The 26,674-nt window shown below is 62.3% G+C and carries 28 protein-coding genes and 1 pseudogene; 5 read left to right on the top strand and 24 right to left on the bottom strand.

Annotated features, from left to right (window positions below):
- Positions 1–24 precede the first annotated feature (24 nt).
- The gene (gene hpbA / locus RYZ20_RS08185; RefSeq protein WP_317672310.1) at positions 25–2,061 is read right to left on the bottom strand and encodes an N-methyl-L-proline N-demethylase HpbA; all 2,037 of its coding nucleotides are present in this window, start codon (positions 2,059–2,061) and stop codon (positions 25–27) included.
- Between the two features lie 116 nt (positions 2,062–2,177).
- Between hpbA and RYZ20_RS08190 the strand changes: the two genes are divergently transcribed.
- Positions 2,178–2,795 carry a TetR/AcrR family transcriptional regulator gene (locus RYZ20_RS08190; RefSeq protein ID WP_317672312.1) on the top strand — a complete coding sequence of 206 codons (618 nt, stop codon included), beginning with the start codon at positions 2,178–2,180 and terminating at the stop codon, positions 2,793–2,795.
- Here the strand turns inward: RYZ20_RS08190 and RYZ20_RS08195 are convergent.
- Positions 2,792–3,823 (bottom strand): GlxA family transcriptional regulator, encoded by a 1,032-nt coding sequence (locus tag RYZ20_RS08195; RefSeq protein WP_317672314.1) that lies wholly within the window; start codon positions 3,821–3,823, stop codon positions 2,792–2,794. The two genes, RYZ20_RS08190 and RYZ20_RS08195, sit on opposite strands and share 4 nt — an antisense overlap.
- A gap of 122 nt (positions 3,824–3,945) precedes the next feature.
- Here RYZ20_RS08195 and thiD point away from each other — a divergent pair, with 122 nt between their 5' ends.
- On the top strand, positions 3,946–4,761 hold the full coding sequence (thiD, locus tag RYZ20_RS08200; protein ID WP_317672316.1) for a bifunctional hydroxymethylpyrimidine kinase/phosphomethylpyrimidine kinase: 816 nt from the start codon (positions 3,946–3,948) through the stop codon (positions 4,759–4,761).
- Between the two features lie 11 nt (positions 4,762–4,772).
- Here thiD and RYZ20_RS08205 read toward each other — a convergent pair whose 3' ends face one another.
- From RYZ20_RS08205 to RYZ20_RS08305, 22 genes and pseudogenes are all read right to left on the bottom strand, one after another.
- Entirely contained in the window at positions 4,773–5,300 is a 528-nt protein-coding gene (locus tag RYZ20_RS08205; protein ID WP_317672318.1) for a DUF2478 domain-containing protein, read from the bottom strand.
- A gap of 56 nt (positions 5,301–5,356) precedes the next feature.
- Complete coding sequence (locus tag RYZ20_RS08210; RefSeq protein ID WP_317672320.1) at positions 5,357–6,067, bottom strand: NapC/NirT family cytochrome c; 711 nt, start codon at positions 6,065–6,067, stop codon at positions 5,357–5,359.
- Between the two features lie 24 nt (positions 6,068–6,091).
- On the bottom strand, positions 6,092–6,529 hold the full coding sequence (locus RYZ20_RS08215) for a nitrate reductase cytochrome c-type subunit (RefSeq protein ID WP_317672322.1): 438 nt from the start codon (positions 6,527–6,529) through the stop codon (positions 6,092–6,094).
- 20 nt (positions 6,530–6,549) lie between these two features.
- Positions 6,550–7,467, bottom strand: a complete 918-nt coding sequence (napH, locus tag RYZ20_RS08220) for a quinol dehydrogenase ferredoxin subunit NapH (RefSeq protein WP_317672324.1) — start codon at positions 7,465–7,467, stop codon at positions 6,550–6,552.
- Positions 7,464–8,288 (bottom strand): ferredoxin-type protein NapG, encoded by an 825-nt coding sequence (napG, locus tag RYZ20_RS08225; RefSeq protein ID WP_317672326.1) that lies wholly within the window; start codon positions 8,286–8,288, stop codon positions 7,464–7,466. Before napG ends, napH begins: the two co-directional genes overlap by 4 nt.
- Positions 8,289–8,323: 35 nt before the next feature.
- Complete coding sequence (gene napA / locus RYZ20_RS08230; protein ID WP_317672328.1) at positions 8,324–10,813, bottom strand: nitrate reductase catalytic subunit NapA; 2,490 nt, start codon at positions 10,811–10,813, stop codon at positions 8,324–8,326.
- A 15-nt stretch (positions 10,814–10,828) separates the two neighbouring features.
- Entirely contained in the window at positions 10,829–11,092 is a 264-nt protein-coding gene (locus tag RYZ20_RS08235) for a chaperone NapD (protein ID WP_317672330.1), read from the bottom strand.
- Positions 11,086–11,328 carry a 4Fe-4S binding protein gene (locus tag RYZ20_RS08240; protein WP_411572346.1) on the bottom strand — a complete coding sequence of 81 codons (243 nt, stop codon included), beginning with the start codon at positions 11,326–11,328 and terminating at the stop codon, positions 11,086–11,088. Before RYZ20_RS08240 ends, RYZ20_RS08235 begins: the two co-directional genes overlap by 7 nt.
- A 36-nt stretch (positions 11,329–11,364) precedes the next feature.
- Positions 11,365–11,409 (bottom strand): annotated as a pseudogene (locus RYZ20_RS15865) (4Fe-4S binding protein); the annotation flags it as partial.
- Positions 11,410–11,706 (bottom strand): 4Fe-4S binding protein, encoded by a 297-nt coding sequence (locus RYZ20_RS08245; RefSeq protein WP_317672333.1) that lies wholly within the window; start codon positions 11,704–11,706, stop codon positions 11,410–11,412. It abuts the pseudogene before it with no gap.
- A gap of 108 nt (positions 11,707–11,814) precedes the next feature.
- Positions 11,815–12,084 carry a hypothetical protein gene (locus tag RYZ20_RS08250; RefSeq protein ID WP_317672335.1) on the bottom strand — a complete coding sequence of 90 codons (270 nt, stop codon included), beginning with the start codon at positions 12,082–12,084 and terminating at the stop codon, positions 11,815–11,817.
- Positions 12,068–13,636, bottom strand: coding sequence for a cytochrome D1 domain-containing protein (locus RYZ20_RS08255; RefSeq protein WP_317672337.1), 1,569 nt, complete (start codon positions 13,634–13,636; stop codon positions 12,068–12,070). Before RYZ20_RS08255 ends, RYZ20_RS08250 begins: the two co-directional genes overlap by 17 nt.
- Entirely contained in the window at positions 13,611–14,822 is a 1,212-nt protein-coding gene (gene nirJ, locus RYZ20_RS08260; protein WP_317672338.1) for a heme d1 biosynthesis radical SAM protein NirJ, read from the bottom strand. The genes RYZ20_RS08255 and nirJ overlap by 26 nt, the downstream gene beginning before the upstream one ends.
- 3 nt (positions 14,823–14,825) lie before the next feature.
- Positions 14,826–15,308 (bottom strand): siroheme decarboxylase subunit beta, encoded by a 483-nt coding sequence (ahbB, locus tag RYZ20_RS08265; protein WP_317672340.1) that lies wholly within the window; start codon positions 15,306–15,308, stop codon positions 14,826–14,828.
- The gene (locus tag RYZ20_RS08270; RefSeq protein ID WP_317672342.1) at positions 15,305–15,778 is read right to left on the bottom strand and encodes an Lrp/AsnC family transcriptional regulator; all 474 of its coding nucleotides are present in this window, start codon (positions 15,776–15,778) and stop codon (positions 15,305–15,307) included. The genes ahbB (RYZ20_RS08265) and RYZ20_RS08270 overlap by 4 nt, the downstream gene beginning before the upstream one ends.
- On the bottom strand, positions 15,775–16,767 hold the full coding sequence (gene ahbB / locus RYZ20_RS08275) for a siroheme decarboxylase subunit beta (RefSeq protein ID WP_317672344.1): 993 nt from the start codon (positions 16,765–16,767) through the stop codon (positions 15,775–15,777). The genes RYZ20_RS08270 and ahbB (RYZ20_RS08275) overlap by 4 nt, the downstream gene beginning before the upstream one ends.
- Before the next feature lie 2 nt (positions 16,768–16,769).
- A complete protein-coding gene (locus tag RYZ20_RS08280) occupies positions 16,770–17,921 on the bottom strand; it encodes a cytochrome D1 domain-containing protein (protein ID WP_317672346.1) in 1,152 nt (383 codons plus the stop codon).
- Positions 17,918–18,241, bottom strand: a complete 324-nt coding sequence (locus RYZ20_RS08285) for a c-type cytochrome (RefSeq protein WP_317672348.1) — start codon at positions 18,239–18,241, stop codon at positions 17,918–17,920. The genes RYZ20_RS08280 and RYZ20_RS08285 overlap by 4 nt, the downstream gene beginning before the upstream one ends.
- Positions 18,234–19,031, bottom strand: coding sequence for a uroporphyrinogen-III C-methyltransferase (cobA, locus tag RYZ20_RS08290; protein WP_317672350.1), 798 nt, complete (start codon positions 19,029–19,031; stop codon positions 18,234–18,236). Before cobA ends, RYZ20_RS08285 begins: the two co-directional genes overlap by 8 nt.
- 118 nt (positions 19,032–19,149) lie before the next feature.
- Complete coding sequence (locus tag RYZ20_RS08295; RefSeq protein WP_317672352.1) at positions 19,150–19,566, bottom strand: cupredoxin domain-containing protein; 417 nt, start codon at positions 19,564–19,566, stop codon at positions 19,150–19,152.
- Between the two features lie 69 nt (positions 19,567–19,635).
- On the bottom strand, positions 19,636–21,429 hold the full coding sequence (locus RYZ20_RS08300) for a NapC/NirT family cytochrome c (protein WP_317672354.1): 1,794 nt from the start codon (positions 21,427–21,429) through the stop codon (positions 19,636–19,638).
- Positions 21,430–21,548: 119 nt separating this feature from the next.
- Complete coding sequence (locus RYZ20_RS08305) at positions 21,549–23,228, bottom strand: cytochrome D1 domain-containing protein (protein WP_317672356.1); 1,680 nt, start codon at positions 23,226–23,228, stop codon at positions 21,549–21,551.
- 277 nt (positions 23,229–23,505) lie between these two features.
- Here RYZ20_RS08305 and RYZ20_RS08310 point away from each other — a divergent pair, with 277 nt between their 5' ends.
- From RYZ20_RS08310 to RYZ20_RS08320, 3 genes are all read left to right on the top strand, one after another.
- Positions 23,506–24,693, top strand: coding sequence for an NnrS family protein (locus RYZ20_RS08310; protein ID WP_317672358.1), 1,188 nt, complete (start codon positions 23,506–23,508; stop codon positions 24,691–24,693).
- A gap of 129 nt (positions 24,694–24,822) precedes the next feature.
- On the top strand, positions 24,823–25,278 hold the full coding sequence (locus RYZ20_RS08315; protein ID WP_317672360.1) for a c-type cytochrome: 456 nt from the start codon (positions 24,823–24,825) through the stop codon (positions 25,276–25,278).
- A gap of 23 nt (positions 25,279–25,301) precedes the next feature.
- Positions 25,302–26,660, top strand: coding sequence for a cbb3-type cytochrome c oxidase subunit I (locus RYZ20_RS08320; protein ID WP_317672362.1), 1,359 nt, complete (start codon positions 25,302–25,304; stop codon positions 26,658–26,660).
- Positions 26,661–26,674: the final 14 nt, after the last annotated feature.

Genomic DNA, 26,674 nt, shown 5'->3' on the forward strand with positions numbered 1-26,674 from the left:
AAGCGGAGAAGGTTCAGGCAGATCTCAGAGGTCTTTGACCAGACGCAGTGCGTCGTAAATGGCGGCGTGGGTGTTGCGCGCGGCCACCGCATCCCCGATGCGGAACAGGCGGAATGTTCCTGCAGGGTTGCGCGCGACAGCCTGCGCACGGCCATTGGTCAGCGCCTTGTAGTCTACCTCGCCAAGGTTCGACGATTGCGGCTTCAGCTCGAAGTAAAGCTCATCAAGCGGGCGGGTGCCGTGGTTCACCACCACCTGATCCACCACGCGCTCGCGGGTGAAATCGCCGTAGTCGCTGCCAAGGCGCGCGCGCAGCTGGTTGCCCTCGCGCGCCACATCCATCAGCCGCCACGTCACGGTAAAGGTGGTATCGCGATGTTGCAGGTTGCGCATGTAGGGCACGAGGTTCATTGCCATCACCTCGGGCGCAAAGCTGCGGTCCGGCGTGACGATTTCCACCCTGGCGCCGGTGGCCGAGATTTTATCGGCGGCTTGCAGGCCCGCATGGTCGCCCGCGTCGTCAAACACCAGAACATTCTGCCCCGGCTTCACATCGCCCGAGAGAATATCCCAGGTGGACACGACCAAGTCGTTGCCCTGCCCCAGCACCTCGGTATGCGGCATCCCGCCGGTGGCAATGATCACCTCGTCGGGGTTGGTGGCCAGAATGTCCGCCGCCTCGGCGAATGTGTTGAAGCGGAAGTCCACGCCCTTCGCCTCGCATTGCGCCATGCGCCAGGCGATGATCGAGATCATCTCGCGGCGGCGCTCGTCTTGCGCGGTCAGGCGGATTTGCCCGCCGGGCTGGTCGGCAGCTTCGAACACGGTCACCGCATGGCCACGCTCGGCCGCCACGCGGGCAGCCTCCATGCCAGCCGGGCCGGCGCCCACGATGGTGACGCGCTTCTTCGTTACCGCCGCCGGAATGTCGTGCGGCATCGTTTCTTCGCGGCCCGTTGCGGCGTTATGCAGGCAGAACGCCAGACCGCCCTGATAGATCCGGTCGAGGCAGTAGTTCGCGCCGACGCAAGGCCGGATGTCATCTTCGCGCTTTTCAATGATTTTGCGCACCAGATGCGGGTCGGCCATATGCGCGCGGGTCATGCCCACCATATCAAGCTTGCCGCTCGCAATGGCGTGGCGCGCGGTAGCAACGTCCGGAATTTTCGCCGCGTGGAAGGTGGGGAAGCCCGTCGCCGCACGAATTTCACCCGCAAAATCAAGGTGCGGCGCGTTGCGCATACCTTGGATCGGGATCAGGTCGGTCAGGCCGGGGTCAGTGTCGATATGGCCCTTCACCACGTTCAAAAAGTCTACCAACCCGCTGTCTTTCAGGCGCTGGCTGACCGTCATACCCTCGGCTTTGGTCATGCCGCCGGGCAGGTCTTGATCGCCCGTGTAGCGCAGGCCCACGATGAAATCTGGCCCACAGCGTTTGCGGATTGCACCGAGCACATCAAAGGTAAACTTGAGCCGGTTTTCAAGGCTGCCGCCATAGGGCGCCTCAAGGTCGTTCGTGAGCGGCGACCAGAATTGCTCAAGCAGGTGGCCATAAGCCTCAAGCTCGATGCCATCGACGCCCGCCATCTTCATCCGCTCCGCCGCATCGGCGAAATCCCCGATGATGCGGGTCATATCCCAGTCTTCCATCCGCTTGGGGAAGGCGCGGTGCGAGGCTTCGCGCTCGTGGCTCGGGGCCACCACGGGCAGCCAGTCGGCCTTGTCCCACCGGGTGCGGCGGCCAAGGTGGGTGAGCTGGATCATCACCGCCGCGCCGTGATCGTGTACCTCGTCCACAAGCTGCTTCATGTGGCCCACAACCTCATCCTTCCACGCAAGGATGTTATTGAACACGGGCGGGCTATCCTGCGCGACCGAGGCGGACCCTGCGGTCATCGTCAGCGCCACACCGGCCTTGGCGCGCTCCACGTGATAGGCGCGGTAGCGGCCCTTGGGCATGCCGTCCTCGGGGTAGGCCGGCTCGTGGCTGGTGATCATGATGCGGTTGCGCAGGGTGAGATGCTTGAGCTTGTAGGGCTGCAAAAGCGGGTCGTTGGACATGGGGCGGTCTCCTCTCGAGTCTGCGCTATTTCACCCGTAATGTTCACAACTGTCAAGTTTTCAGTCACCACAGAACATTTCTTGTGAAAACCTCAATACTCGCTTAGGGTAAGCGCATGGACGAGACCGAAAAAAACGAAACCGGCTGGCGTGGATCGCGCGAGGGATGGCTGGACGCCGCCTATGGCGCGCTGATTCGCGAAGGCGTGGATGCGGTGAAGATCATGCCGCTAGCCGAGAGCCTCAAACTCTCGCGCACCTCGTTTTACTGGTTCTTCAAGGATCGCGCGGCGCTGCTGAGCGCGCTGGCCGATATGTGGGAGGCGCGCACGACCGCCCCCCTTACCGCCGCCACGCGCGAGTTTGCCGAGACCGAGACCGAGGCGATGCTCAACCTGCTCGCCTGCTTTTTGCAGGCGGACACCTTTGACGCAAAGCTTGAATTCGCGATGCGTGGCTGGGCGCTGAAAGATGCGGCTATCCTTGCACGCATCACCGAGGCCGACGCGCACCGCCTGGCGGCACTGACCGGGATGCTGATCCGTTGGGGGCACGATCCGCGCGACGCCGACGTGCGGGCGCGCACGATCTATCTGGTGCAGATCGGCTATATCTCGATGCAATCCGAAGAGCCGCTGGAAACCCGCCTCGACCGTATCCCGCATTACGTCGAAATCTACACCGGCCGCCCGCCCGAGCCGCGCGAGATGGCGCGATTCCGCGCGCGGTTCTAGCGCGAGGCCGTGGGCCGCCCGCCCTTGATCGGGCGATTGAACTTGGTCGGTGTCACCCCGAAGCGCGATTTGAAGCTTTTGGAGAAATGCGCGACCGAGCCAAAGCCGCAGGCCAGCGCCACATCCAGAAGCCCCAGATCGGTCGTGGACAGCAGATTGCGCCCGCGATCTAGCCGGATGCCGCGATAATAATCACCGGGGGACTCGCCCAGAACCGACAGGAACATCCGCTCGATATGGCGGCGCGAAAACCCTGCCGCCTCGGCCAGATCATCCAGCGACAGCGGGTCTTCAATATGCGCATTCATCAGGTTGACGATGTTCAACAGCCCCGGATTGCGCGACCGGATCAGCACCGCCATCGACGAGCGCTGCTCTTTCTCGATCCCCACCATCACCTTGCGCAAACACATCTCGGAGACCATCGCGGCGAACTCGGTGCCGTAATCCTCGGCGATGAGCGAGAGCATCATATCCGTCGCCGCAGCCCCGCCGCCACAGGTCATCACCCCGTCTGAGACCTCGAAACGGTTCACGGTCGGGCAAAGCGCGGGATAATCTTCGGTAAAGGCAGGCTGGTTTTCCCAGTGCAGGGTAAACGCCCGATCGGCCAGCAGCCCCGCCGCCGCCAGCGCCACCGCGCCGGTGCAAATCCCGCCCACGGCGCCCCCGAACCGCGCATGGCGCTGGATCGCGGCAACCACTTTGGGAGCCGCCGCCGCCGAGGCCGGATTACCCGCGCAGACAAAAGTCCGTGTCGCGCGGTCCATCGGCGCGAGCGCCGCATCGACACAGACCGAAATGCCCGACGAGCTGGCCACCGGCGCGCCGGTCTCTGACAAAAGCTGCCACTTATAGAGCGGCTGCTGCGACAACTGGTTGGCAATGCGCAAAGGCTCGACCGCCGAACTAAAGGCCAAAAGCGTGAACCCCGGCACCAGAATAAAGGCATAGCGCCGCGTGGCGCTGCCGGCTGGCACCGGAAAATAGGCCGCCCCAAGGGGCACAATGGTTTCGTCGGCTGGCATCTTCGCGTTGGCCCTGTCATGCAGTTTCGACCACCCTATACCGCATGTGCGGGGCGGAACAAACGGTCCTGTCAACCGCGGGCTTAGCGGGCTATGTTGGGTCAAGCCGCAGAGAGCCGCCAATGACACAGCCCCACCTTCCGCACATCCCGAATGTTCTGGCGATAGCTGGCTCTGACCCCTCGGGCGGGGCGGGAATTCAGGCCGACATAAAGGCGATCTGCGCAAATGGCGGCTACGCGATGGCGGCGATCACCGCGCTGACAGCGCAGAGCACGCGCGGCGTGTCCGACATCCGGCTTTTGCCGCCAGCGTTTGTCGCCGCACAGATAGCGGCGGTGCTTGCGGATATTCGCGTGGATGCGATCAAGATCGGGATGCTGGGAACTGCGGAGATCACCGAAGCGATTGCCAAGGCGCTGCGCGACCACCCTGCCCCCGTGATTCTGGATACGGTAATGCGGCCCAAGGGTGGCAATACGCTGCTTGCCACGGACGCCCTTCCCCCGCTACGCGACCTGCTCTTGCCGATCTGCGACATCGTCACACCCAACCTGCCCGAGGCGGCCGTGCTTCTGGGGTGTGCCGAGGCGACATCGCGCGCCGAAATGGAGGCGCAGGCCCGCGCCCTGCGCGATCTGGGCGCGCGGGCGGTCTATCTGAAAGGCGGGCATCTGGCGGCAGAGGACTGCCCCGATCTGTTTTTCACCGATGCGCCCCTCTGGATCGAGGCACCGCGCATTGCGACCAAGAACACACATGGCACAGGCTGCACGCTGGCCTCGGCGCTGGCGACGCAGCGCGCGCACGGCCTGCCCCCGGCCGAGGCGGCAAAAGCCGCCAAAGCCTATACCCTTGGCGCGATCCGCGCGGCGGATGGGCTATCGGTCGGTCAGGGCCACGGGCCGACCGATCATTTCTTTGCTATGCGAAAATAACGGGCGAGGGTTCACCCCGCGCTGCAGGCCTTTGCCTCGGGCGCGACCTTTGCGGCCCATGCGTCCAAAGCCGCCGGATCGGCGGGCAGAACGGTGGCGAAATCGCCCGCGAACTCGGCGAATGCCGCCTCGTTCAGCCCGTTCAGGCCCACAATCACCGGAATGCCCTGCGCCAGAGCCTCGGCAATGACCTCGCGAAAGCCCCGGCCCTCGGCCTCGTGCTTGCCGAATTTATTGACGATCATCAGATCAACACCGCGGGCGAGCTGTTCCTGCGTATGCCGCACCGCCGTTTCCAGAACATGCGGGTTCAGCCGACAGCCGCGCGCCTCTGGCCCCAGCGATTGCGAGATGCGCAAGACCGGCCCCGCGGGCAGCACCGTCACATCCATATCGCAGTGATGCGTGCCCTCAAGCGGCGTATTCACCTGCACCGTCCCGCACAGCCGCAAGCCCCGCGCCGCAGCGCGTTCCGCCAGATCGGCCAGAAGGCGGTTGGTATCCCCCCGCTCGGGGGCATTGAGGCAAGCCAGTTCCATCGCGCGCTTTCCGTAAAAAACGGGCGCAGCCGGATAGCCGCGCCCGAATAAGGTTCTTAGTTCGAGCTGGTGTTGTCCAGATAGGATTTCACCTGCGCGGCCTTGACCTTCGGCGGGTCGATCACGCCGTCGGCCTCAAGCTCGCTGACCACTTCCTTGTAGCGATCCAGATAACCGGCGGGCAGATCGTGGGCGATCCCCTGGTGGCAATCGATGCAGGTCTTGCCCTCGTCCAGCGCCTTCTGGTGGTTAGAGGCGGCACGGTTTTCCTGAAGCGTGAAGTCCATGAACTCGAAGTTGTGGCAGTTGCGGCACTCGCGCGAGTCGGTTTTCTTCATCCGCGCCCATTCATGCGAGGCAAGTTCGATACGCTTTTCCTCGAACTTTTCGCGGGTCCAGATCGACTTTGAAATGAAGTGACCATAAAGCTCTTTCGATGCCTGGATCTTGCGAATGATCTTGGGGCCCCAGTCTTTTGGAACGTGGCAATCGGGGCAGGTTGCGCGCACGCCAGAGCTGTTATTCTGGTGCACTGAACCTTGGTATTCGGCGTAGACGTTATCCTCCATCTCGTGGCACGAGGTGCAGAACTGCTCGTTGTTGGTCATCTCCAGCGCGGTGTGGAAACCACCCCAGAACAGAATACCCGCGACAAAGCCCACGACCAGCAGGAAGCCGAGCGAAAAGACCCCCGAGGGGCTAGCGAGGAAGCGCCAGATCCGGCTGATCAGGCCAGGGCGCGGTTCATTATTTGGTTTATCGGACATCGGATTGATCCTCGAACGCGGGCCTTACTGGCCGAACGGCTTGAAGGTGTTTTCAACAAGATCAGGCGCGTTGACCTGCGGAACGTGGCACTGGTTGCAGAACCAGCGGCGCGCCGAAACGGTCTCGCTTTGCACGCCGTTGCGATCGACGTAGTGGGTCATCGACAGAACCGGCGCGCCACGATCCGGGGCGTTTGCCCATTCGTGACAGCCAAGGCACTCGTTGGCCTTCATGTCGATCTGGTATTTGTCGATCGTGTGCGGGATCAGCGGCGGCTGCTGGCGATAGGCGCGGTCAAAGCGCTGTTCTTCCTGATGGAAGACAGGTTCGACGCCGACCTCCTGGTCGACTTGCGCCCCACGCAGGGATTGCACGGCGTCTGCCGATTGCGACAATGCGCTGCCAGCGGCAAGCGCGAAGGCCGCAGCGGCCAGAACACTGAGAAGAGCGGGCTGTTTCATGGCATAGTCTCCATCTGAACTCAGGCGGCACGCGTATCGGGTGCCGGGGAACGGGTTGCATCATCCCGACCCGCCGCAGGGCTGGTATCGAAACGATGGGTGAAACGGAACACATCGACGGCGCAGACATCGATGCAGCGACCGCAATTGGTGCAGTCGGGTGACAGGATCAGCGGCGTCTCCTCGCCTTTTCCGCGCAGCGCTGGCGAGATGACGTGCATTTCGGGGCAGACGGCAAAGCAATCCATGCAGTCGTCACAGGCCGCGCGGTTGCTGGCCGAGACGCGCAGCACCGATTTCATGCCGAGCAGATCATAGAAGGCGCCGACGGGGCAGATATGGCCACACCAGCCACGGCGCGAAACGAACAGGTCGAACAGGAAGACCGCGATCACGAAGGTCCAGGCGAAACCCGCGCCAAAGACAAGACCGCGGTGCAGCATGGTCACGGGGTTCACGAACTCCCACGCGATTGTGCCGGTCAGCGCCGAAACCGCAAAGACCATCGCGAGCATCCAGTAGCGGGTATTGCGCTTGGGTTGCCAGCCTTTTTGCAGGCCGAGCTTGTCATGCAGCCAGTGCGCACCATCCGTCACCGGGTTGATCGGGCAGACCCAGGAACAATAGACCCGCCCGCCGATCAGCGCGTAAGTCACGCCAACGATCAGCGCGCCGGTAATGGCGGTCAGCTCCGGCCAGTGCCCGGCCGCGATACCTTGCAACAGAACCAGCGGATCGGTCAGCGGCAGCACATCCAGGGTCAGCGACCCAGCCAGATTGCCCTTCACCCACCAGATGCCGAACCACGGCCCGATCAGGAAAATCGCAAGGAAGGCGATCTGCGACAGGCGCCGCAGCAGCAGGTATTTATGCGCGCCGAGCCAGCCTTTGACGCGGATCGCCTCGGCGGCGGTGGGGAGTTTGGTCTTGGCGCTCATTGTGCACCTCCGACCGGCAGCTTGAAGGCAGGTTCGAACCCGCCCGGCGCCGCAAGGTTATCGGTTCCGGGGCCGGGCAGACGGTCAGGCAGGTCGATCAGACCATCCACCAGCGCGCCGCCGTTTTCTTCCATCTGCTCCCAGCCAAGGCGGTAATGCTCGCCCAGTTTGCCGCGTGCCAGTCGCTCGGGCAGAACCTTGATCGCGGCTTCTGGCAGCACGCAGGATTTCTCGCATTTGCCGCAGCCGGTGCAGAACTCGGCATGGACGACAGGCATGAAAATCGCGTGGTGGCCCGAGCGTTCGTTATGCTGGCGCTCAAGGGTGATCGCCTCGTCAATCACGGGGCAGACGCGGTAGCAAACATCGCAGCGCAGCCCCAGCGAATTGAGGCAGTTCTCCTGATCGACCAGCACCGCGACACCCATTTTCGCGTCGTCGATCACGGTCAGCGCCGGATCAAGCGCGCCCGTCGGGCAGGCCTGAACACAGGGGATGTCGTCACACATTTCGCACGGAATATCGCGCGCGGTGAAGAAGGGCGTTCCGGTTGCCGCGCCATCGACGCCAAGTTCAGCCAGCGCCAGCGTGTCATAAGGACAATCGCGCACGCACAGGCCACAGCGGATGCAGGCGGCAAGAAAATCGTTTTCAGCCAAAGCACCCGGCGGGCGCAAGGCTTCGGCGGGCAGCGCGCGGGCATCGCGCGCATAGACCCCAAGCAGCGTGCCCGCCACCGCACAGCCCGCTGCCGCGCGCGCCGCATCCATCAGGAAGCGCCGGCGATCGACAGGTTTGGCTTTTGCTTTGGCGGCGGACATCGCCTTTTCTCCTTAGCTACTGGTTGGTGGGGCGGTTATGCCCGCTCCACCTTGCAGGCGCATTTCTTGAAGTCGGTCTCTTTCGAGATCGGGCAGGTTGCGTCGAGCGTCAGCATGTTGGTCAGCTGGCCTTCGTCGAACCACGGCATGAACACAAGCCCACGCGGCGGCTTGTTCCGGCCACGGGTCTCGACGCGCGACGAGATCGAGCCGCGACGGGTGGAGATGCGGATCTCCTGACCACGCTTGAGGCCGCGCTCTTTCGCGTCTTCGGGGTGCATGAAGACCACAGCCGCCGGGAAGGCGCGGTGAAGTTCAGGCACGCGGCGCGTCATCGACCCCGAGTGCCAGTGCTCAAGCACACGGCCCGTGCAGAGCCAGAGGTTGAACTCTTCATCCGGGCTTTCTGCCGCAGGCTCGTAGGGCGCGAAGATGATCGCGGCCTTGCCATCGGGTTTGCCGTAGAAGCGCACGCCCTCGCCCGCAGGCACATAGGGGTCATAGCCTTCGCGGAAGCGATACAGCGTTTCCTTGCCGTCAACCACCGGCCAGCGCAGGCCGCGCGCCTGGTGATAGGTGTCGAACGGAGCAAGGTCATGCGCATGGCCGCGCCCGAAGGCTGCGTATTCCTCGAACAGACCCTTCTGGATGTAGAAGCCGAAGTCGCGGCTGTCGTCGTTTTCGAACCCTTCAGCCGTTTCCGACAGCGGGTATTTGTTGACGACACCGTTCTCGAACAGGACCTCATACAGCGTTTTGCCGCGAAGCTCGGGCTTGAGGGCGAGCAGTTCTTCGCCCCATGCCTCTTCGACGGTGAAGCGCTTGGAGAATTCCATCACCTGCCAGACGTCCGACTTCGCCTCGCCCGGAGCCTGCACCTGCTGGCGCCAGAACTGGGTGCGGCGTTCCGCGTTACCGTAGGCGCCTTCCTTTTCGACCCACATCGCGGTGGGCAGGATCAGGTCAGCGGCCAGCGCCGTCACGGTCGGATAGGGGTCCGACACGGCGATGAAGTTCTCGGGGTTGCGATAGCCCGGGAAGCCTTCTTCGTTCATGTTGGGGGCGGCTTGCATGTTGTTGTTGCACTGCACCCAATAGGCGTTCAGCACACCGTCTTTGAGCATCCGGTTTTGCAACACGGCGTGGAAGCCCGGTTTCGCCGGAATGGTGCCCGGCGGGATGTTCCACGCGGTTTCGCAGATCTCGCGGTGCTTGTCGTTCGCGACCACCATGTCGGCGGGCAGACGGTGGGCGAAGGTGCCAACCTCACGCGCGGTGCCGCACGCCGAGGGCTGACCCGTCAGTGAGAAGGGCGAGTTACCCGGCTCTGCGATTTTGCCAACCAGAAGGTGGACGTTATACATCAGCGAGTTGACCCACGAGCCGCGGGTGTGCTGGTTGAAGCCCATCGTCCAGAGCGACATGACCTTCTTGTTCGGGTCGGCATAAAGCTTGGCCAGACGCAGCAGCTTATCGGCCGGAACGCCCGACAGCTTGGCGGTTTTTTCAAGCGTGTATTCCGCGACCATCGCCTTATAGGCTTCAAAGTCGATCGGTTCCATCTTGCCCGCGCCTGCGTTGGCAGCGGCTTTTTCAAGCTCGTGCTCGGGGCGCAGACCATAGCCGATGTCGGTCGCGGTTTTCGTGAAGTTGACGTGCTTGTTCACGAAGTCCCAGTTCACCGCATCGTTTTCGATGATGTAATTCGCGATGTAGTTCAGGATCGCGAGGTCGGTTTGCGGCGTGAACACCATACCGTTGTCGGCCAGTTCGAACGAGCGGTGTTCGAAGGTCGAGAGAACGTGCACTTCGCAGCCCGGCTTGGTCAGGCGGGTGTCGGTGAGGCGCGACCACAGGATCGGGTGCATCTCGGCCATGTTCGAGCCCCAAAGCACGAAGGCATCCGCGTGCTCAAGGTCGTCATAGCAGCCCATCGGCTCGTCGATACCAAAGGTGCGGATGAAGCCCGCCACGGCCGAGGCCATGCAGTGACGTGCGTTCGGGTCGATGTTGTTCGAGCGCAAACCGGCCTTCATGAACTTGGCGGCGGCATAGCCTTCCCACAGCGTCCATTGGCCCGAGCCGAACATGCCGACCGAGGTCGGGCCTTTCTTCTTGAGGGCTTCTTTCCATTTCTGCGCCATCACGTCGAAGGCTTCATCCCAGCTGACGGGGGTGAATTCGCCTTCCTTGTCGTAAACGCCGTTGGTTTTACGCAAGAGCGGCTGGGTCAGGCGGTCCTTGCCATACATGATCTTGGACAGGAAGTAGCCCTTGATGCAGTTGAGGCCGCGGTTCACCGGCGCCTCGGGGTCGCCCTGGGTTGCGACCACGCGACCATCTTTGACCCCCACGAGAACCGAACAACCGGTTCCGCAGAAGCGGCATGCGGCCTTGTCCCAGCGGATATCCGTGCTGGGGGTAGCGGCCTGCGCCCCTTCGGGCAAGGTAATCCCGGCAGCCGAGGCCGTCGCAGCAGCGGCGGTGGCTTTCAGGAAGGAGCGGCGAGAAGTATCGAGCGTCATGTGTCAGTCTCCCGGTCAGGAAAGGGTCTGGGGCGCCGGCTCGTCGTCGAGCGCCTCGAAATGGTGGTAGGTAAGCGTCACGCCCAGAACTCCGGGGATCTGGTGGATCTCCATGATCTGGTCAGAGGCACGCATGTCAGGCGTATCCTCGACGGTGATAACGATCCGCCCGCCCTCATGGGCGTGGACTTCTCCGCCCTGGGTCAGATTGATCGCATTGATGACGGCCTCGGTCAGGTCCGGTTGGGTCTGCACGAGACAGCCGCAGATATTCAGCATGGGCGGGTCTCCATCGGTTCGGATGCAGGAAGGGATTGGCTGGCGGGGACAAGCCCGAGAGCACCGTTCGGGCAGGACGAGGCGCAAGCCCCGCAGCCCGTGCAGGCCTCGGTGTCGATTTCAGGAGTGGCGCGACCGCCGGTTTGCAGCCGGAAGCGCAGGGCGCCCGCTTCACACTGGTCTTCGCAGGTGCGGCAGGAAACGGCATTGACCGACAGGCAGCTATCGGCGCTCAGCCCCGCGACCCAGCCCCAGGGCGTGCCTGCGACAAGCGCGCCGGTCTGGCAGGCCTCGATGCAATCACCGCAGAAGGTGCATTAGCCCTCGCGCACATCGACAACGGGAAGCCCGTCGGCGTCGCGCAGGATGATACCTTCGGGACAAACGCGGGCGCAATCGCCACAGCTGTTGCAAGCCTCTTCAAAGGCCATCGCCTCGATCGCGCCAAAGGGGCGCGGCACCGACGGGCGCGCGGCACGACCACGCAGGAACGCGCGGCGCGAGGCGGAGGGACGGTCGGATTGGGAACGGGAAGAGGCACCGGAATCGGAAACCGAGTCAGTCACGACATCCCCTGCGCCTGTCTTGGCGGGTCGTGACAAAATGGAACGCATGGCTTGCCCCTAGCACTCGGCTTGCTTGTTGCGTTCGGGCTATCACGCCTCTGTGAGTCTGGATTTGACTAAAGTCATATCGGGGGCGTTTTGCGCGCTATGCGTGCATTACCAGCCCTCAGCCTCGTCTATAAGAGAGCGCGCCCACCGGCCCGTCGCCCATGTCGCCGGAACCCCCAGCAGAACCGAGGCGATAACCGCGTTGACCGGCGCGATCGCGGGCCATCCGATCCACTGCCACAAGAGCGACAGCATGAACAGGTTGATCGCCACAGCCCCCGCCGAGAACGGATACAGCAGAACCCCCAGCTTCCAGACCGGCCAGCGCGCATCATAGCGGGCCTGATCCTCGGGGGTCCGCTCAGTGGCTGGTTCCATTTTCGAAGGTGATCTTGTTCCAGACATTATACTTCCCGACCGGCTTGCGCATCGGCAGCCGCTTGATCTCTTGCAAGGTCTTGGCGTCGTAGATGATCACTGCGCCGTCATCCTCCCAGATCGACACAAGCGCTTCCTCGCCATCCTTGGTGAATTCGACATGGGCGACCGTCTTGCCCGGCTCGGGGTCAAGCGTCTGCACGATCTCGAGCGTTTCCTTGTCGATGATATGCATCTTGTCCTTGTTCGGGCCAAAGAACACATCCGCCCAGGCATAGGGCGAGGTATCGTGCGAGCGCATGAAGAACCCCGGTCCCATCGTCGGGATCTGCTTGACCGTCTTCCACGTTGTCATGTCGATCACCGAAATGACCGAGCCTTTGAGATGCGGCGTCGCCAGAACCGTGGTGCCATGCCACGGCCATGTGATCCCCGAGCCAAGGTGCGGCATACCGGGCAGGTCCACCGATGCGACCTCTTTGCCGATCTCCATATCAAGCACCAGCCCGCGCGCGCCATCACGCGAGGCGCCGATCAGGTGGACATAGTCGGGGTCGAAAAAGAAATCGTCCATGATGTCGGACACGGCAATCTTGCGAACGGGGAACGGCTCGTCCGATGTAACAGGCGGCTCCATCCGGTAATCATGCTGGAAGCCCTGGACAGGCGGGTTCTCGCCGTAGAATACCTCCCAGACCTGCGGAATATCCTTGAGCGCCAGCACAAAGCTTTCGCGCGGCGGTGCCTGATAGACGGCCGACACGCGCGAGGGCTTGCCCCCCGGTCCGGTCACGTCGATCACCTTTTGCACGCTCAGGTCTTCGGTCGACAAAAGCGTCAGCGTCTGCGGCAGGTAATTCGCCACCGCTAGCCATTTACCATCCCCCGACATGGCGACATTGCGGCTATTCAGACCCGCGCGCACCTGACCCACGACCTGCAAGGACCAGATGTCATATTTCTGCACCCAGCCGTCGCGCGACACCACAAAGACAAAGCGCCCGTCGGGCGAGAACTTCGGCCCCCCATGCACTGCGAAGGGCGTGGCAAATCGGTCGAGCACCTCGAAACTGTCGCCATCCAGCACCGAGATATGGTGATCGCCGCTTTCGACAACCAGCGTGATATTCATCGGATCGCCCGAGAAAACCGGCTTGTCAGAGGGCGTATACTCGGCGTTCAGGTCCAGACTGGCGGCAACGTCCTCGATGCTCCAGCGTGGAACCTCGGCCAGAGGCGTGCTGATATAGGCCGCCAGCGCCGCGATTTCTTCGGCGCTCAGATCATCCTTGAAGGCGGCCATCTGCGTGGCCGCGCGGCCTTCGGCGATGACCTTCTCCAGCTTGGGACCGCCAAGGCGCCCCAGCGTTTCGGGGATCAGCGCAGGACCGGTGCCCCCCAGGCGGCTTTCGGCATGGCAGGACGCACAATGCGTATCGAAAAGCGCTTTCGCGTCAGGCTCGGCCAACGCAGGCGCCCCCTGCCCCATCAGCGCGACAAGGGCAACAGCGCCCCAAAGGCGGCGCTTAGAAGAAACGATGTTCCGGATCATGGCTCTTTCCACGGAAAGGAGTAACGGTGACGCGCGCGCCCTCTTCATCAAGGCCGATCTCTTCGGCGCGCATGTAGCAGGCCGGATCTTCGGCCCACGGATCACCCGTCAATTGCAGCGCCCGAATGCGGGTATTGCCGCCACAAACGGATTTATAGGCACAAGCCCCACAGCGGCCCTTAAGCGGGCGCGGGCGCTGGCGCAGCGTCGCAAGCATCTGGTCGTCGCCGGTCCATAGCGTCGAGAACGGGGTCTCTTTGACCGAACCGATCTTATAGTCCGACCAGTAGGTATCGGGGTGAACGCGGCCAAGCGTGTCGATATTGGCAACACCCAGCCCAGAGCTATTGCCGCCCCAAGCCTCCAGATGCGCGCGGATATGTGCGGCTTTGTCGGGGAAGTTCTTTTCGACCCACCGCAGGAAATAGACCGCATCGGCATCGTTATTGCCGGTGACGATCTCTAGCGGCATATCCTCGGCCACGGCGACCCAGGCGCGGTCCAGAAGATCGTCCATCGCCTCGCGGGTGCGTTTGTGTTCGGTGTCGTCGCCGCGGTGCTTGTCACCACGGCCCGCGTAGACCAGATGCGAGAGGTAGAACTTGTCCACACCCTCGCGGTCGCACAGGTCCATCATATCGCCAAGCTGGTGGGCGTTGTCGTCCGTGATGGTAAAGCGCAGGCCAACCTTCACATCGCGCTTCAACAGCTCGCGCACGCCGGTCAGCGCCGCATCATAGGCGCCATCCAGACCGCGGAACCAGTCGTTCATCTGGCCGATCCCGTCCAGCGAGATGCCGACATAATCGAACCCCAGATCGGCAATGCGCTGCGCGTTCTCGGCGTTGATCAGCGTGCCGTTCGTCGACAGCGACAGATGCCGGAACTGCAATTCCTTCGCGCGCTCGGCCAGTTCGAAAAAGTCGAACCTTGACAGCGGCTCGCCGCCCGACAGGATCAGCGCGGGGATACCAAAGCCCTTAAGGTCGTCCAGCACGCCCATCGCCTGTTCATGGGTCAACTCCCCCGGAAAATGCACATCCGCCGAGGTCGTATAGCAGTGGCGGCACCGCAGGTTGCACCGCCGCGTCAGGTTCCAGATCACCACCGGCTTCACCGGCCCTTTGCGTTCGCGCACCGGCGTCGGTTCGACCAGTTCGCGCATATATTGAGTCAGACGGAACATCGCTCAGCTCTCCGGTTTGAGACGCATCCCCGTCTTTTTCAGGATACGCGTGGAATACAGAATATCGCTTTCGCGGCAGGCGGGTCCAAGGATCGCGGCTATCTCGCGGCGTTTCTCCTCGACCTCGTCACGCGAAGCGCCGTGGATCATGGCAAACAGGTTGTAGGGCCAGCCCTCGGCGCGCGGGCGCAGATAGCAATGCGAAACGAATTCAAGCGCACCGATCTGCGCGCCCAGTTCGGTCGCGCGGGCATCCTCGACATCCCAGACGGACATGCCGTTCGCCACCATGCCAAGGGCGTAATGGTTGGGCGCAAGTGCAACGCGACGGATCACGCCACGCGCCAGCATCGCGCGCAGCCGCTCGATTACCTCGGCCTCACTGACGCCGGTCTGGGCAGCAATCGCGGCATAGGGTTCGTCCGTCAGCGGAAGCCCCGCTTGCGTCGCCCCGATCAGCCGTTTGTCGATTGCGTCGATTGTCATGCCGTGACCTTGAAGCCGATGAAAAACTCTTCGAGTTTGGGGAAGCGGAGCACCCTGAGCCCCGTTTCCCCCTCGATCAGATCCGCCACCCGGTCGATGCCTTCCGGAGCCATATCGGCAAGCACAAACCACATATTCAAGCGGTGATCGCGTTCATAATTATGCGCAACCTCGGTGTGGGCATTGACCAAAGTCATGACGTCTTCGAAACGCGCGGCGGGAACCTCCATCGCGCAGAGGCAAAACGCGCCGCCCATCGCGGCCGCGTCGAAAAACGGGCCAAAACGGGTGATCGCGCCGATCTCGCGCAGGTTCAAAATCCGCTCGATCAGCTCCGCCCCCGAAAGCCCCAATTCCGCGCCCGCCTTCTCGAACGGCGCGGGTTCGATCGGGAACCCCTCTTGCAGCACATTCAGGATCTTGCGGTCGGTCGCGTCCAGCGCGTCGTCGGGAAGGGGTTTGCGTCTCATGCGGCATGCACCTCGCGCGGGCGGTCCAGCATCGCGCCGGTCTGCTTGAAGCAACGGATCGAGAACAGAACCTGTTTTTCGGCACCCGCCATCTCGGGCAGGGCGGCGGCGGTTTCAAGCACCTGCATCGCCTCGGAGCGCGATTTCGCATGGATCATGCAAAACAGCGGGTAATCCCATTTTCCGGCAACGCGGGTGCGCTCGTAGCACAGCGTGACACCGGGCACACGCAACAGCGCCTGCCCCGCCGCGCCGATTTTCTCATCGGGCAGGTTCCAGACAACCATCGCATTCGAGCGCCAGCCAAGCGCGCGGTGCCGCACGATCACGCCCATGCGGGTAATGATCCGCGCCTCGGTCAGAATGCGGACGCGGGCGATCACCTCTTGCGTGGACATCCCCAGACGCGCCCCCAAGGCAGCGTAGGGTTGTTCCAAAAGCGGCAGGCCGTTGGTCAGCGCCTGCATCAGGGCGCGGTCCTTTTCGGTGATGACGCTGAGATCGGGGGGCGTGTCGGGCTGCAGCGCGTGGCGCGGCCCTTCCAGCGCAAAGCCCAGATCAATGTTGAACGCGCGCTTCAAGGGCAGCGCCAGAACCTCCAGCCCCGAGCGCTCCTCGATCCGGCGCAGCGTCGCGGCCAGATCAGCGGCATCGGGGGCCGTGGCCACAAACCAGAGGTTCCATTCGTTTTCGCGCAGATAGGAATGGTTGACACCGCGTTCAGAGCCAACGATTCCAGCCACTTCCTCGACCCGCCATTCCGGCACAGCCAGCGCCGCAAGCGTCGAGGCGCCCATCGTATTGGGGCGGCACGTCGCGCCCACCCGCGCCACAGTCCCGTTTGCCTGAAGGTTGCGCAATTGCGCCAGCACTTCGTCCAGCGGCACCTCAAGCTTTTGCGCCATCACGTCAAAGGGGCGCGGCTCCATCGGGAAATCGCGCTGCCAGTCATCCAGAATTCGGGTCTCAAGCGGGGTCAAAACAGACATGATTACAATCCAAGCCTATGGGCGCGCGCGGTAAAGAAAATCCCCGAAGGGCTTTCAGCCGCGATCTCGCCGATGGGTTCAAGCGTTGTGGTGTCATAAATCACCACCTTGTTTTCATCGCGCACCGAGACCCAGGCTTCCGTCCCGCGCGAGGTAAATTCCATATGCAGGACCGCTGGCCCTGGTTTCATTTCACCGATGATTTCATGGCTCATCGTGTCGATGACCTGCACCGTGTCGTTATCAGGGTGGGCGAAATTCACCCAGACCTGACGGCCGCCCGGGCGCGCCATCGCAAAGACCGGCTGGCTGTGAACCTCGGTCCGGCCGGTTTCCTCAAGCGTGCGGGCATCGACCCAAAGCACTTCGTGGTGGTGGATCGCGGGCAGCACGATCTGGTCGCCCGCCTTCGCCCAGCCTTCAAGGTGGGGCATCTTGTAGACCGGCATTTCCTCGGCGCCGCGCCCGTAATGGGGCAGGATGCGCCTGGCTTCGGGGGTGTCGGCCCACAGGTCGATCGCGGTCAGCCCGTCCTCGCCAAAAAGACCCGCAATATAGGTGCGCCCGTCGTCGGTAACGAGCGCGTCATAGGGGTTCTCGCCAATGTCACTAAGGGTCGTGATAACCGGATCATTACTGCCCGAAAAATCGACGATCTTGGTTTCGTTCGTGTCCCAGACCGAAAAGACGAACTTGCGGCCCGCCGCATCCTCAAGCCCAAGCGCCTTGCCGCCCGCAGGGATCGAGGCCACCTGCTCCAGCGTATCGGCGTCAAACACATTCACGCCGCCCGGTTCGTAATTCGCAACCGCCACCAGCTTGCCATCGTCCGAGATCGCGCCGCCGATGGAATTGCCGCTTTGCACGACGCGGCCCACGATTTTCTGCGTCAGAATATCGACCTTGGTCAGCCCGCCATCGCGCCCGAAGACAAAGGCAAAGCGTTCGTCGGGCGAAAACACCAGCGAGGCGTGGGACAGATCTCCCAGCCCCTCGACACGGCCAATTGCGGCGTGCTCGGACTGGTCGACGATCAGCACCGATCCGGTCGCACGCTCAACCACGACCCCCAGATCGCCCGTGGCCCGCAGCTCTTGCGCCAGCGCGGGCGATGCGAGGGCCGAACACAAAAGCAGCACAGCAAGACGGGTCATTTCGAAGGATCCTTCAGAAGAAAATCGGCAATCCAGTAGGCCTCGGCCTCGGTCATCAGCGGGCGCCACGGCGGCATCGCCGTGCCCGGCATCCCATCCAGAATGACCAGCGCCAGCGAGTCGCGGTCGCGCCCCTCAAGCGCCTCATAGGTCAGCGGGCTACCCAGCCCACCCTTGCGCGTCAGACCGTGGCACGAGCCGCAATCCTGCTCGACCAGATGCGCCAGCGCCTCGGCGCGCTTGGGGCTGATCTCCTCGGCCAGGGCCGGAAGGGTCAGCACCGAAACGGCAAGGGCCAGGGCAAAGGCGCGCTCAGGCATGGCAGCAGCCCCCGCCAGCGCAGCACCCCTGCGCCTCGGTCAAAACAGCCGCCTGCATCAGACGATCCGACAGGCCAGCCACCTTGCCGATGATAAAGATCACGGGGCTTTCAAGACCCGCGCCCGCCATATCCTCTTCGATCCGGTCCAGCCGGGTCGAGAGGCGCTGCTCTTCGGTGGTAGTGGCCGAAGCAACCGCCATCACAGGCGTATCGGCAGGCAGGCCATGTTCTTGCAGCTTGTCCGAAATCAGCCGGATCGTCGCCTTGCCCATATAGAACACCAGCGTCGTCTCGGGATCGGCAAGACCGGCCCAGTCGAGGTCCAGCATCTCGTCGGCTTTGCAGTGGCCCGTGATATAGCGCACCGAGCGCGCCAGCCCGCGATGGGTCAGCGGCACGCCGGTCGAGGCGGATGCCCCTTGCGCGGCGGTAATCCCCGGCACGACGGCAAAGGGCACGCCGGCCTCGGCCAGACGCGCGGTTTCCTCGCAGCCACGGCCAAAGATGAACGGATCTCCGCCCTTCAGGCGGACCACATCGCGGCCCTCAAGCGCGTAACGCACCAGAATTTCGTTGATCTCGTCTTGCGGCACGGGGTGATGGTGGGTGCGCTTACCCACATTCACGCGCTCGGCCGCAACCGGAATCATCGCCAGAATTTCCGGCGCGACAAGGCGGTCGAACACCACCACATCCGCCGAGGAAATCAGGCGCGCAGCCTTGAGAGTCAGGAGTTCCGGATCTCCGGGGCCAGCGCCAACCAGCGTGACTGTTCCTACGCGTCCCATAGGATACTCCTTCATCTTCTCGGGTGCACTGTCCGGACCATGCCAAAGCAAGCCCCGCAGACCCTTGACAGAAGTCAAAGCTGCGCGGGTTATTTGGCAAACCAGCCGCGAAACAGGATTATTTCGGGATCACAATAACCTTGCCGACCATATCGTGACTTTCCCAATGCGGTCCGCACAGATAGCCCCATTCGCCAGGAATGTCGAAGGTCTGCTCGGCGGTTTCATCGGGGAACAGGCGCTGGCTTTCGGCCTCGCCCGCATCCTTGAACCAAGTCGAGTGCGAGGTGCGCTTGTCGACATTCACCCAGCGAACCGTCGTGCCGACAGGCACCTCCAGCGTCACGGGGCAGAAGGTGTATTTATACATCAAGGCGACGGTCACGCCCTCTGCATCAGAGGGGGCATGGCCGTAAATCTCGGTATAACGCGCATCCGCCTCGGCACAGATTTTCGCGATTTTGTCGGGGTCGGTCTCGGCCAGCGCGGGCTGCACCGACAGGGCGAACAAAACGGACGAGGCAAGCAGACGCATCATATATCTCCGGCTTGAAACAGACCAAGGGCGGCCAGTTTCCTGACCGCCCCCAAGTTTAGCATGGTTTTACTGCGCTGTGGCGTTGATCTCGACACCCGGATCATCCAGACCCAGACGCCAGTCCATCGACACATGGTGGAACCGCGCCGAGGTGAAGTCATCGTGGATCGCGAAGCCGACGGTATAGACCTTGCCGGGTTCGATCTTGATGTCGCCAGTCGCGCCGGTATCAAGCGGGCGCTTGATCACAGCAGTCCAGGTGTTGCCCTCAAGCGTGACCGAGCTTTCGATCGCCCCGCCCGAATTGCTGACACGCTGCTCAAGGATGTGACCGTTGTCGCCACCGGCCGACGGGCTGGCACGCAGCACATCCATGAACGAGCCACCCTCCAGAAGCGCGGTGATCTCACCCTCTTCTTTCAGCTTGTCCCAGCCGCCAAGCGGCTTGCCGCCACGGCCTTTCAGCTCGATGTCAGTGCGGCTTTCGGCGATGTATTTGGTCACATAATCAGTCGCGCCGATCCGTGCAGCCACATCCCCCGCAGCACCCAGAGCCGCCGCATCCGGCGCATCGGGCATATAGCGGTTGTCGTTGTGACAGGTCGCCCAGCAACCGGCCTGATCGACATACTCGATGCCCGTGCCCGCGATCATCATCGCAACCTTCACCGGATTTTCCGGGTCCATCTTGCCGCCGTCAACGAAGGGCACGGGCGTATGCGGCGCGGCCTCCCATTGCAGCTTGAGATACAGGTTCTCGGCGTCATGCGTCGCTTGCAGCGTCACGTCGATGGAACCGCGCTTGCCGGGGATCGGGGTCGGCTCGGCCTTTTCGCCTTTGACGATCTTGGCCCCCATATTCGCAAGTTCCTTGGCGTGGCAGGTCGAGCACTTGTCGCCGCCCTTGGTGAAGGGTCGTGCACCACCGTGCGTTTTACCGTTCTGCACCCATTCAAAGCTGGCTTGCCCCGGATAGAACAGCGTCACCGGAACCGGAGCCGCAGAGCCCCAGTCCAGATCACCGCCGACCGTGTCACCAGAAGCAGCCGCGGGAGCAGCTTGACCCGAGGCTTTCGCCTGCTCTTCGGCGCGTGCCTTCTCGACCGCGGCTGCGATCTGTGCGGCGACGGCCTCTTGCTGCGCCTTGGCAGCGGCAGCAGCGGCGTCGGCCTCTGCGGCTTCCTTGGCCTCGATTCTGGCAAGGCTATCAAGGTAAAGCTGCGGAACCTTGCGGGCATAGTCCGGGTTCGGCGATTCCAGCTCGGCGAGATATTCCTCGTCGGCGCGGTCGCGCAGATCTTTGTGCGCGATCCCCTTGTGGCAGTCGATACAGGTCTGCCCTGTTTCGATCGCGTTCAGGTGCTGCTGACGCGCGCGCGGGCGCTGTTTTTCGGGCAGCATCGATTCGAAATCGTGGCAGTTGCGGCACTCGCGCGAGTCGGAACCTTTCATCCGCTCCCATTCGTGCATCGCCAGTTCAAGGCGTTTGGCATCGAATTTCTCGGGCGTCGCGATCGAGCCGGTCAGCTTGCCCCAAACCTCTTTCGAGGCCTTGATCTTGCGGATGATCTTATGCGTCCAGTCCTTCGGAACGTGGCAGTCCGAACAGACCGCGCCTACACCCGAGCGGTTCACATCGTGGATGGTGCCCTGATACTCGGCGTAGACGTTATCTTCCATCTCGTGACACGAGATACAGAAGGTCATCGTATTGGTGGCTTCCATGGCGGTGTTGAACCCGCCCCAGAACATGATACCCGCCACAAAGGCGGCGGCGGCACCCGCGACGGGCACCCCGAAGTAGACATAGCGCCGCCACAGGCGGCCGGTTTTTTGCGTTTCTTCGCTCTCTAGCGGCATGATGCGGCTCCTGTGAAAAAGGCCAGCCTTGACGGCATCTCAAGCCGAAGGCGGCCTCTTACAAGTCCTTGAGGATAAAGGGAGGCGGGCCACCCCAAGGGCAGCCCGCCGGTCCCACATCAGGTGACGTGGTTGGTGCGGTTGTAGACGTTGAATTTGCCGGTCGGAGCATAAAGCCCTTTGACCCGTGCTTTTTCTTCAAGCGTCTCGGCGTCGTAGATCACCATCTCGCCATTCGGCTCTTTCGAGTTCTTCAGGTTCCACTTGGACACCCAAACTTCGGTGCCGTCTTTGTTGAACTCGAAGTGGACAGCCGCGCTGCCAGCCTCGTCCGTAACCTGGATGGTCTTGGCAATCTCGCCCGTGGCTTTGTCGATAACCTGGATCGACTGCTGCACTTCCGGCTCCGGGTGTTTGGTCTGGTCAGCCCAGACATACTTGGAGTTCGGGTGCGTGCGGACGAACAGGCCGGGGCCATCGGTTTCGACCGTGTAGCAGACCTTCCATGCGTTGTCGGCGTGGCCTTCGGGGTCGTTACCCCAAACCGTCACGGTGCCTTCGCCAAGGTGCGTGGTGCCGGCAACCGGACCGCAGTTCGGGTCTTCCCAGTTCGCGCCCGGACCCGGGTGCGGCAGGGCGCCGACGTCGATCATAGCCTCAAGCTTGCGCTCTTTGGTGTCGACCACGACCATCTTGTTCGAGGCGTTCGCCGCGATCTGGAAGTAACGGCCGGTCGGATCGAAGAAGCCGTCGTGCAGGAACTTGGCCGAGTTGATTTCTTCGATACGCAGGTTGTCGAGATCCGAGTAGTCCACCTGCCACATCTGACCAAGCTCTTTGACCGCCACAAGGAAGGTCGGCTCGTTCGGCGTGGTGTAGATAGCGGCCACACGGGCTTCTTCGACATAGTTGCCGTCGACGTTCACGCCACGGGTCGAAACCACTTTCAGCGGCTCCATGGTCTGGGCGTCTGCGATCACGAAGTGCGGCGGCCAATAGCCCCCACCGATCACATATTTGCCGTCGCCCGACACAGCAACGTCACGGGCGTCGTGTGCGATGTCGACTTCGGCGACCAGCATCTTGTCCGGCGTCTGCCAGAGGTCGATCTTGGTCATCTTGCCGTCGCGGCCCATGGTGTACCAGAAGCGGCCCGGGTTCTCCATGTGCTCCACATTGTGGTGCTCGGAAGCCTTGATCACGTGCACGGCATAGCCGGTCGGGATGTGGGTGATGACTTCTTTGGTGTCGCCGTCGATGATCGCGACCTTGCCGACATCACGCTCGATGACGACGAAGAAGTTTTCCCAGTTGCGGCCGTGCTGCGGCTCGGTCGGATAGTCGGCCGGGTCCACATAGACCTTGCGCGAGGCTTTCATCTGCTCGAGCGACCATTCCGGAGGCTTCGGCGCATCCATCTGGATGTAGGTCGCCATATCCTTGATTTCCTGCTCGGACAGGATGTCCGAGAAGTTGTTCATCCCGCCTTCGGTGCCGAAGGAGATGATCTTCTCAAGGCGTTCCTGACCAAGGGTCAGCGTGCCGCCTTCGGTGACGGTGCCGTCTGCTGCGGTTTTCTTCCACTTCGGCTCGAGGTTCTTACCGGTCGCGCCTTTGCGCAGGACACCGTGGCAACCTGCACACTGCTGGAAGTAGATCTCTTTCGAATGCTCGAAAGCTTCTTCACTCAGCGTGGGTGCGTCCTGGGCGAGCGCAGGAAGCGCCACGCCAGCAAGGAATACGGCGAGACCCGCACTCGGGGCAAAGCCGAAGCGATTGTTCTTTTTCTCAAGTGACATGATCACTCTCCTGTGGGGCGATGAGGCAAGTGGAACCTCGCAAGACGGGGGCACAAGAGCATTGACCAAAGTCAAGACTTTGTGAGCATCCGTGATCGCACCGCACGGCACCCATCAAGCCACTGATTTATAATAATTTATTTACCTGCGACTTTGCGCCCCGCCTGCATCTTGACTTTCGTTAAGGTGACGCAGGCGGGCAGCTTGCATCCTGACCCGGAACAGGAATTTGACCCGCCCGCGCAACTGCGCGCGCGGACTATAGGAGATGCCCCGAATGCAAGGCTTCAAACGGCTGTTTTCCGAGGGCTTCCGAATCTTCTTTCTGGCTGCCACCCTCTTTGCCATCGCGGTTATCGCGGCTTGGGAAGTGAGTCTTGCTGGCGACTTGGGCGGGCTTGACCTGATGCCCTTCCCGATCGCCCCCGCCCCGACGGGCTGGCACGCGCACGAGATGATCTTCGGCTTTGCCACGGCGGCACTTGGCGGGTTCTTCCTGACCGCCGTGCCAAACTGGACCGGCACGAAGGCCGCGCAGCAGATGTTTATCGCCTCGGTCGCGGGGTTCTGGTTTGTCGGGCGGCTGGCGGTCTGGTTTTCCGGCGTCCTGCCGCCCGCCCTTGTTGCGCTGGCCGCGCTATCCTTCGTTCCGGTTCTGGGCGCCAAGATCGCCAGCCAGCTTATCAAGCGTCCAAAACCGCAGAACATGATGTTTCTGGGGATTCTGGCGGCGCTTTGGGGCGGTGAGCTTTTGGTTCTGGCCGAATGGATGGGCCTTGGTTGGGGCGACGCCTCGCGCGGGTTGCGCGTCGGGCTGTTGGCGGTTTGCGCGATGATTGCGGTGATCGGCGGACGGATCACGCCTGCCTTCACGCGCAACGCGATGGTGCGGCTTGGACGTGAGACCGGATTACCCGACTCGCCCAAGCCCCTCGATGTCGCGGGGATCGCCAGTGCAATGATCCTCCCGCTTGCGATTCTTTTTGGCCTCCCCGCAGTAGTGTCAGCCCTGATCGCCTGCCTTGCCGGAGCGGCGGCTCTTGGGCGTCTGGCCTTCTGGCACGGGTCATGGACGCGGCCCTTCCCGATTCTCTGGACGATGCACCTGTCCTATGGCGTGCTCGGGCTTGGCTATCTTGCATTTGGTTTCTCGAACCTCGGGTTTGGCGACGAAATCCCCGCGCTGCACCTGTTGGGGATCGGGGCGGTCGGCGGCATGGTGCTGTCGGTGATGACCCGCGCGAGCCTTGGCCACACAGGCCGCCCGCTGATCGCGCCGCGCGAAGTGATCCCCGCTTTTGCCCTGATACCCGTCGCCGCGGTCCTGCGCTGGAGTGTGACGCTTGCGCCGTCCTATGATCTGGAAATCTCACTTGTGGCGGGGGCTTTGTGGCTGATCGCCTTCGGGCTGGCCGCGCGCGCCTTGTGGCCGATTTTGCTGGAGCCGCGCCTGCCGCGCGCGTAACCCGCGACGCCTGACTTTTTCCTGACTGATGGCGTCAAGAATGGCGGACGATTGACTTTCGTTAAGGCGAGTCACCCCCCGTCACGGTCATGTGAACACACCATCAACCGCTCCGAAAAGGAGAGCGCAATGCGCGAAGTCATGACCAAGAGCATGGCCCGTAACATTTTTTATGGCGGGTCACTGTTCTTCATCATCATTTTTGTGGGCCTCTCGGCACAGTCCCACTTCCATATCGTCAATAACTCGACAAATGCCGAAACGCTCACCGACTCCGTTCGGGCGGGCAAACGTGTCTGGGAAGAAAATGCCTGCATCAACTGCCACACGATCATGGGGGAAGGCGCCTACTTCGCACCTGAACTGATGAACGTGATGACCCGTTGGGGCATTGAACCGGGCGACCACGAAGGCGCCAAAGACTCCCTCGCTGCCTGGATGGACGCTATGCCCACGGGTATCGAAGGCCGTCGCCAGATGCCGCAGTTTAACCTCTCGGACGAAGAATACCAAAACCTCGCCGACTTCCTGCTCTGGGTCGATACCATCGACGCACAGGGCTGGCCGCCGAACGACGCCGGTTGAACGAGAGGGAAGGAGAAACGGATATGAAATATCAATCCCAGAAAGTCGCCCTCATCTATATGCTGACGGCGCTCGCACTCTTCGCAGTGCAGGTTTCGATGGGTCTGGTCATCGGCTGGATCTATGTCGAACCGACCTTCCTGTCAGAGCTTCTGCCCTTCAACATCGGGCGGATGCTGCACACCAACTCGCTGATCGTGTGGCTGATTACCGGCTTCTTCGGCGCGGCCTACTTCCTTGTGCCCGAAGAATCCGAGCGTGAACTGCACTCGGTGAAACTCGCCTATATCCAGCTTGCCATCCTCGTGCTTGGCACCGCTGGTGTCGTTGTGACCTATCTCTTCAACCTGTTCGAAGGCAACTTCCTGCTGGGTAAAGAGGGCCGCGAATTCCTTGAGCAGCCGCTCTGGGTGAAAGCGGGTATCGTGGTCGCTGCGCTGATCTTCCTCTACAACATCACGCTGACGGTGCTCAAAGGCCGCAAGACCGCGATCACCAACATCTTGCTGTTGGGCCTGTGGGGTCTGGCGCTGCTGTTCCTCTTTGCCTTCTACAACCCCGGCAACCTCGCCCTCGACAAGCAATACTGGTGGTATGTTGTCCACCTGTGGGTTGAAGGCGTGTGGGAACTGATCATGGCCTCGATCCTCGCCTTCCTGATGCTCAAGCTGACGGGTGTCGACCGCGAGATCGTCGAGAAATGGCTCTATGTGATCGTCGCTGCCGCACTGTTCTCGGGTATCCTGGGCACCGGCCACCACTACTACTGGATCGGCACTCCCGCTTACTGGCAGTGGATCGGCTCGATCTTCAGCTCGCTCGAGGTTATCCCGTTCTTCGCGATGATGGCGTTTGCCTTCGTCATGGTCTGGAAAGGCCGTCGTGACCACCCGAACAAAGCAGCCCTTCTGTGGTCGCTCGGCTGTGCCACGCTCGCCTTCTTCGGCGCTGGCGTCTGGGGTTTCCTGCACACCCTGCACGGCGTGAACTTCTACACGCACGGCACGCAGATCACCGCTGCGCACGGACACCTTGCTTTCTTCGGCGCCTATGTCTCGCTGAACCTTGCGATCATGTCCTATGCGATGCCGATCTTGCGGGGCCGCGATCCCTACAATCAGGTGCTCAACATGGCCTCTTTCTGGCTGATGTCGGGTGGCATGGTGTTCATGACTTTTACGCTGACCTTTGCCGGCACGGTGCAAACCCACCTGCAACGCGTTCTGGGCGAAGGCTTCATGGATGTGCAGGACCAGCTTTGGGTCTTCTACGTGATGCGCTTCGGCTCGGGCGTGGCAGTTGTCCTTGGTGCTCTGCTCTTCATCTACGCGCTGCTTGCACCGCGTCGTGAAGTCATCAGCCAGGGTGTTGCTGCGGAATAACGCAAGCCAGAACA

The organism is Pseudothioclava alba (genome assembly GCF_033100795.1).
Lineage (GTDB): Bacteria > Pseudomonadota > Alphaproteobacteria > Rhodobacterales > Rhodobacteraceae > Pseudothioclava.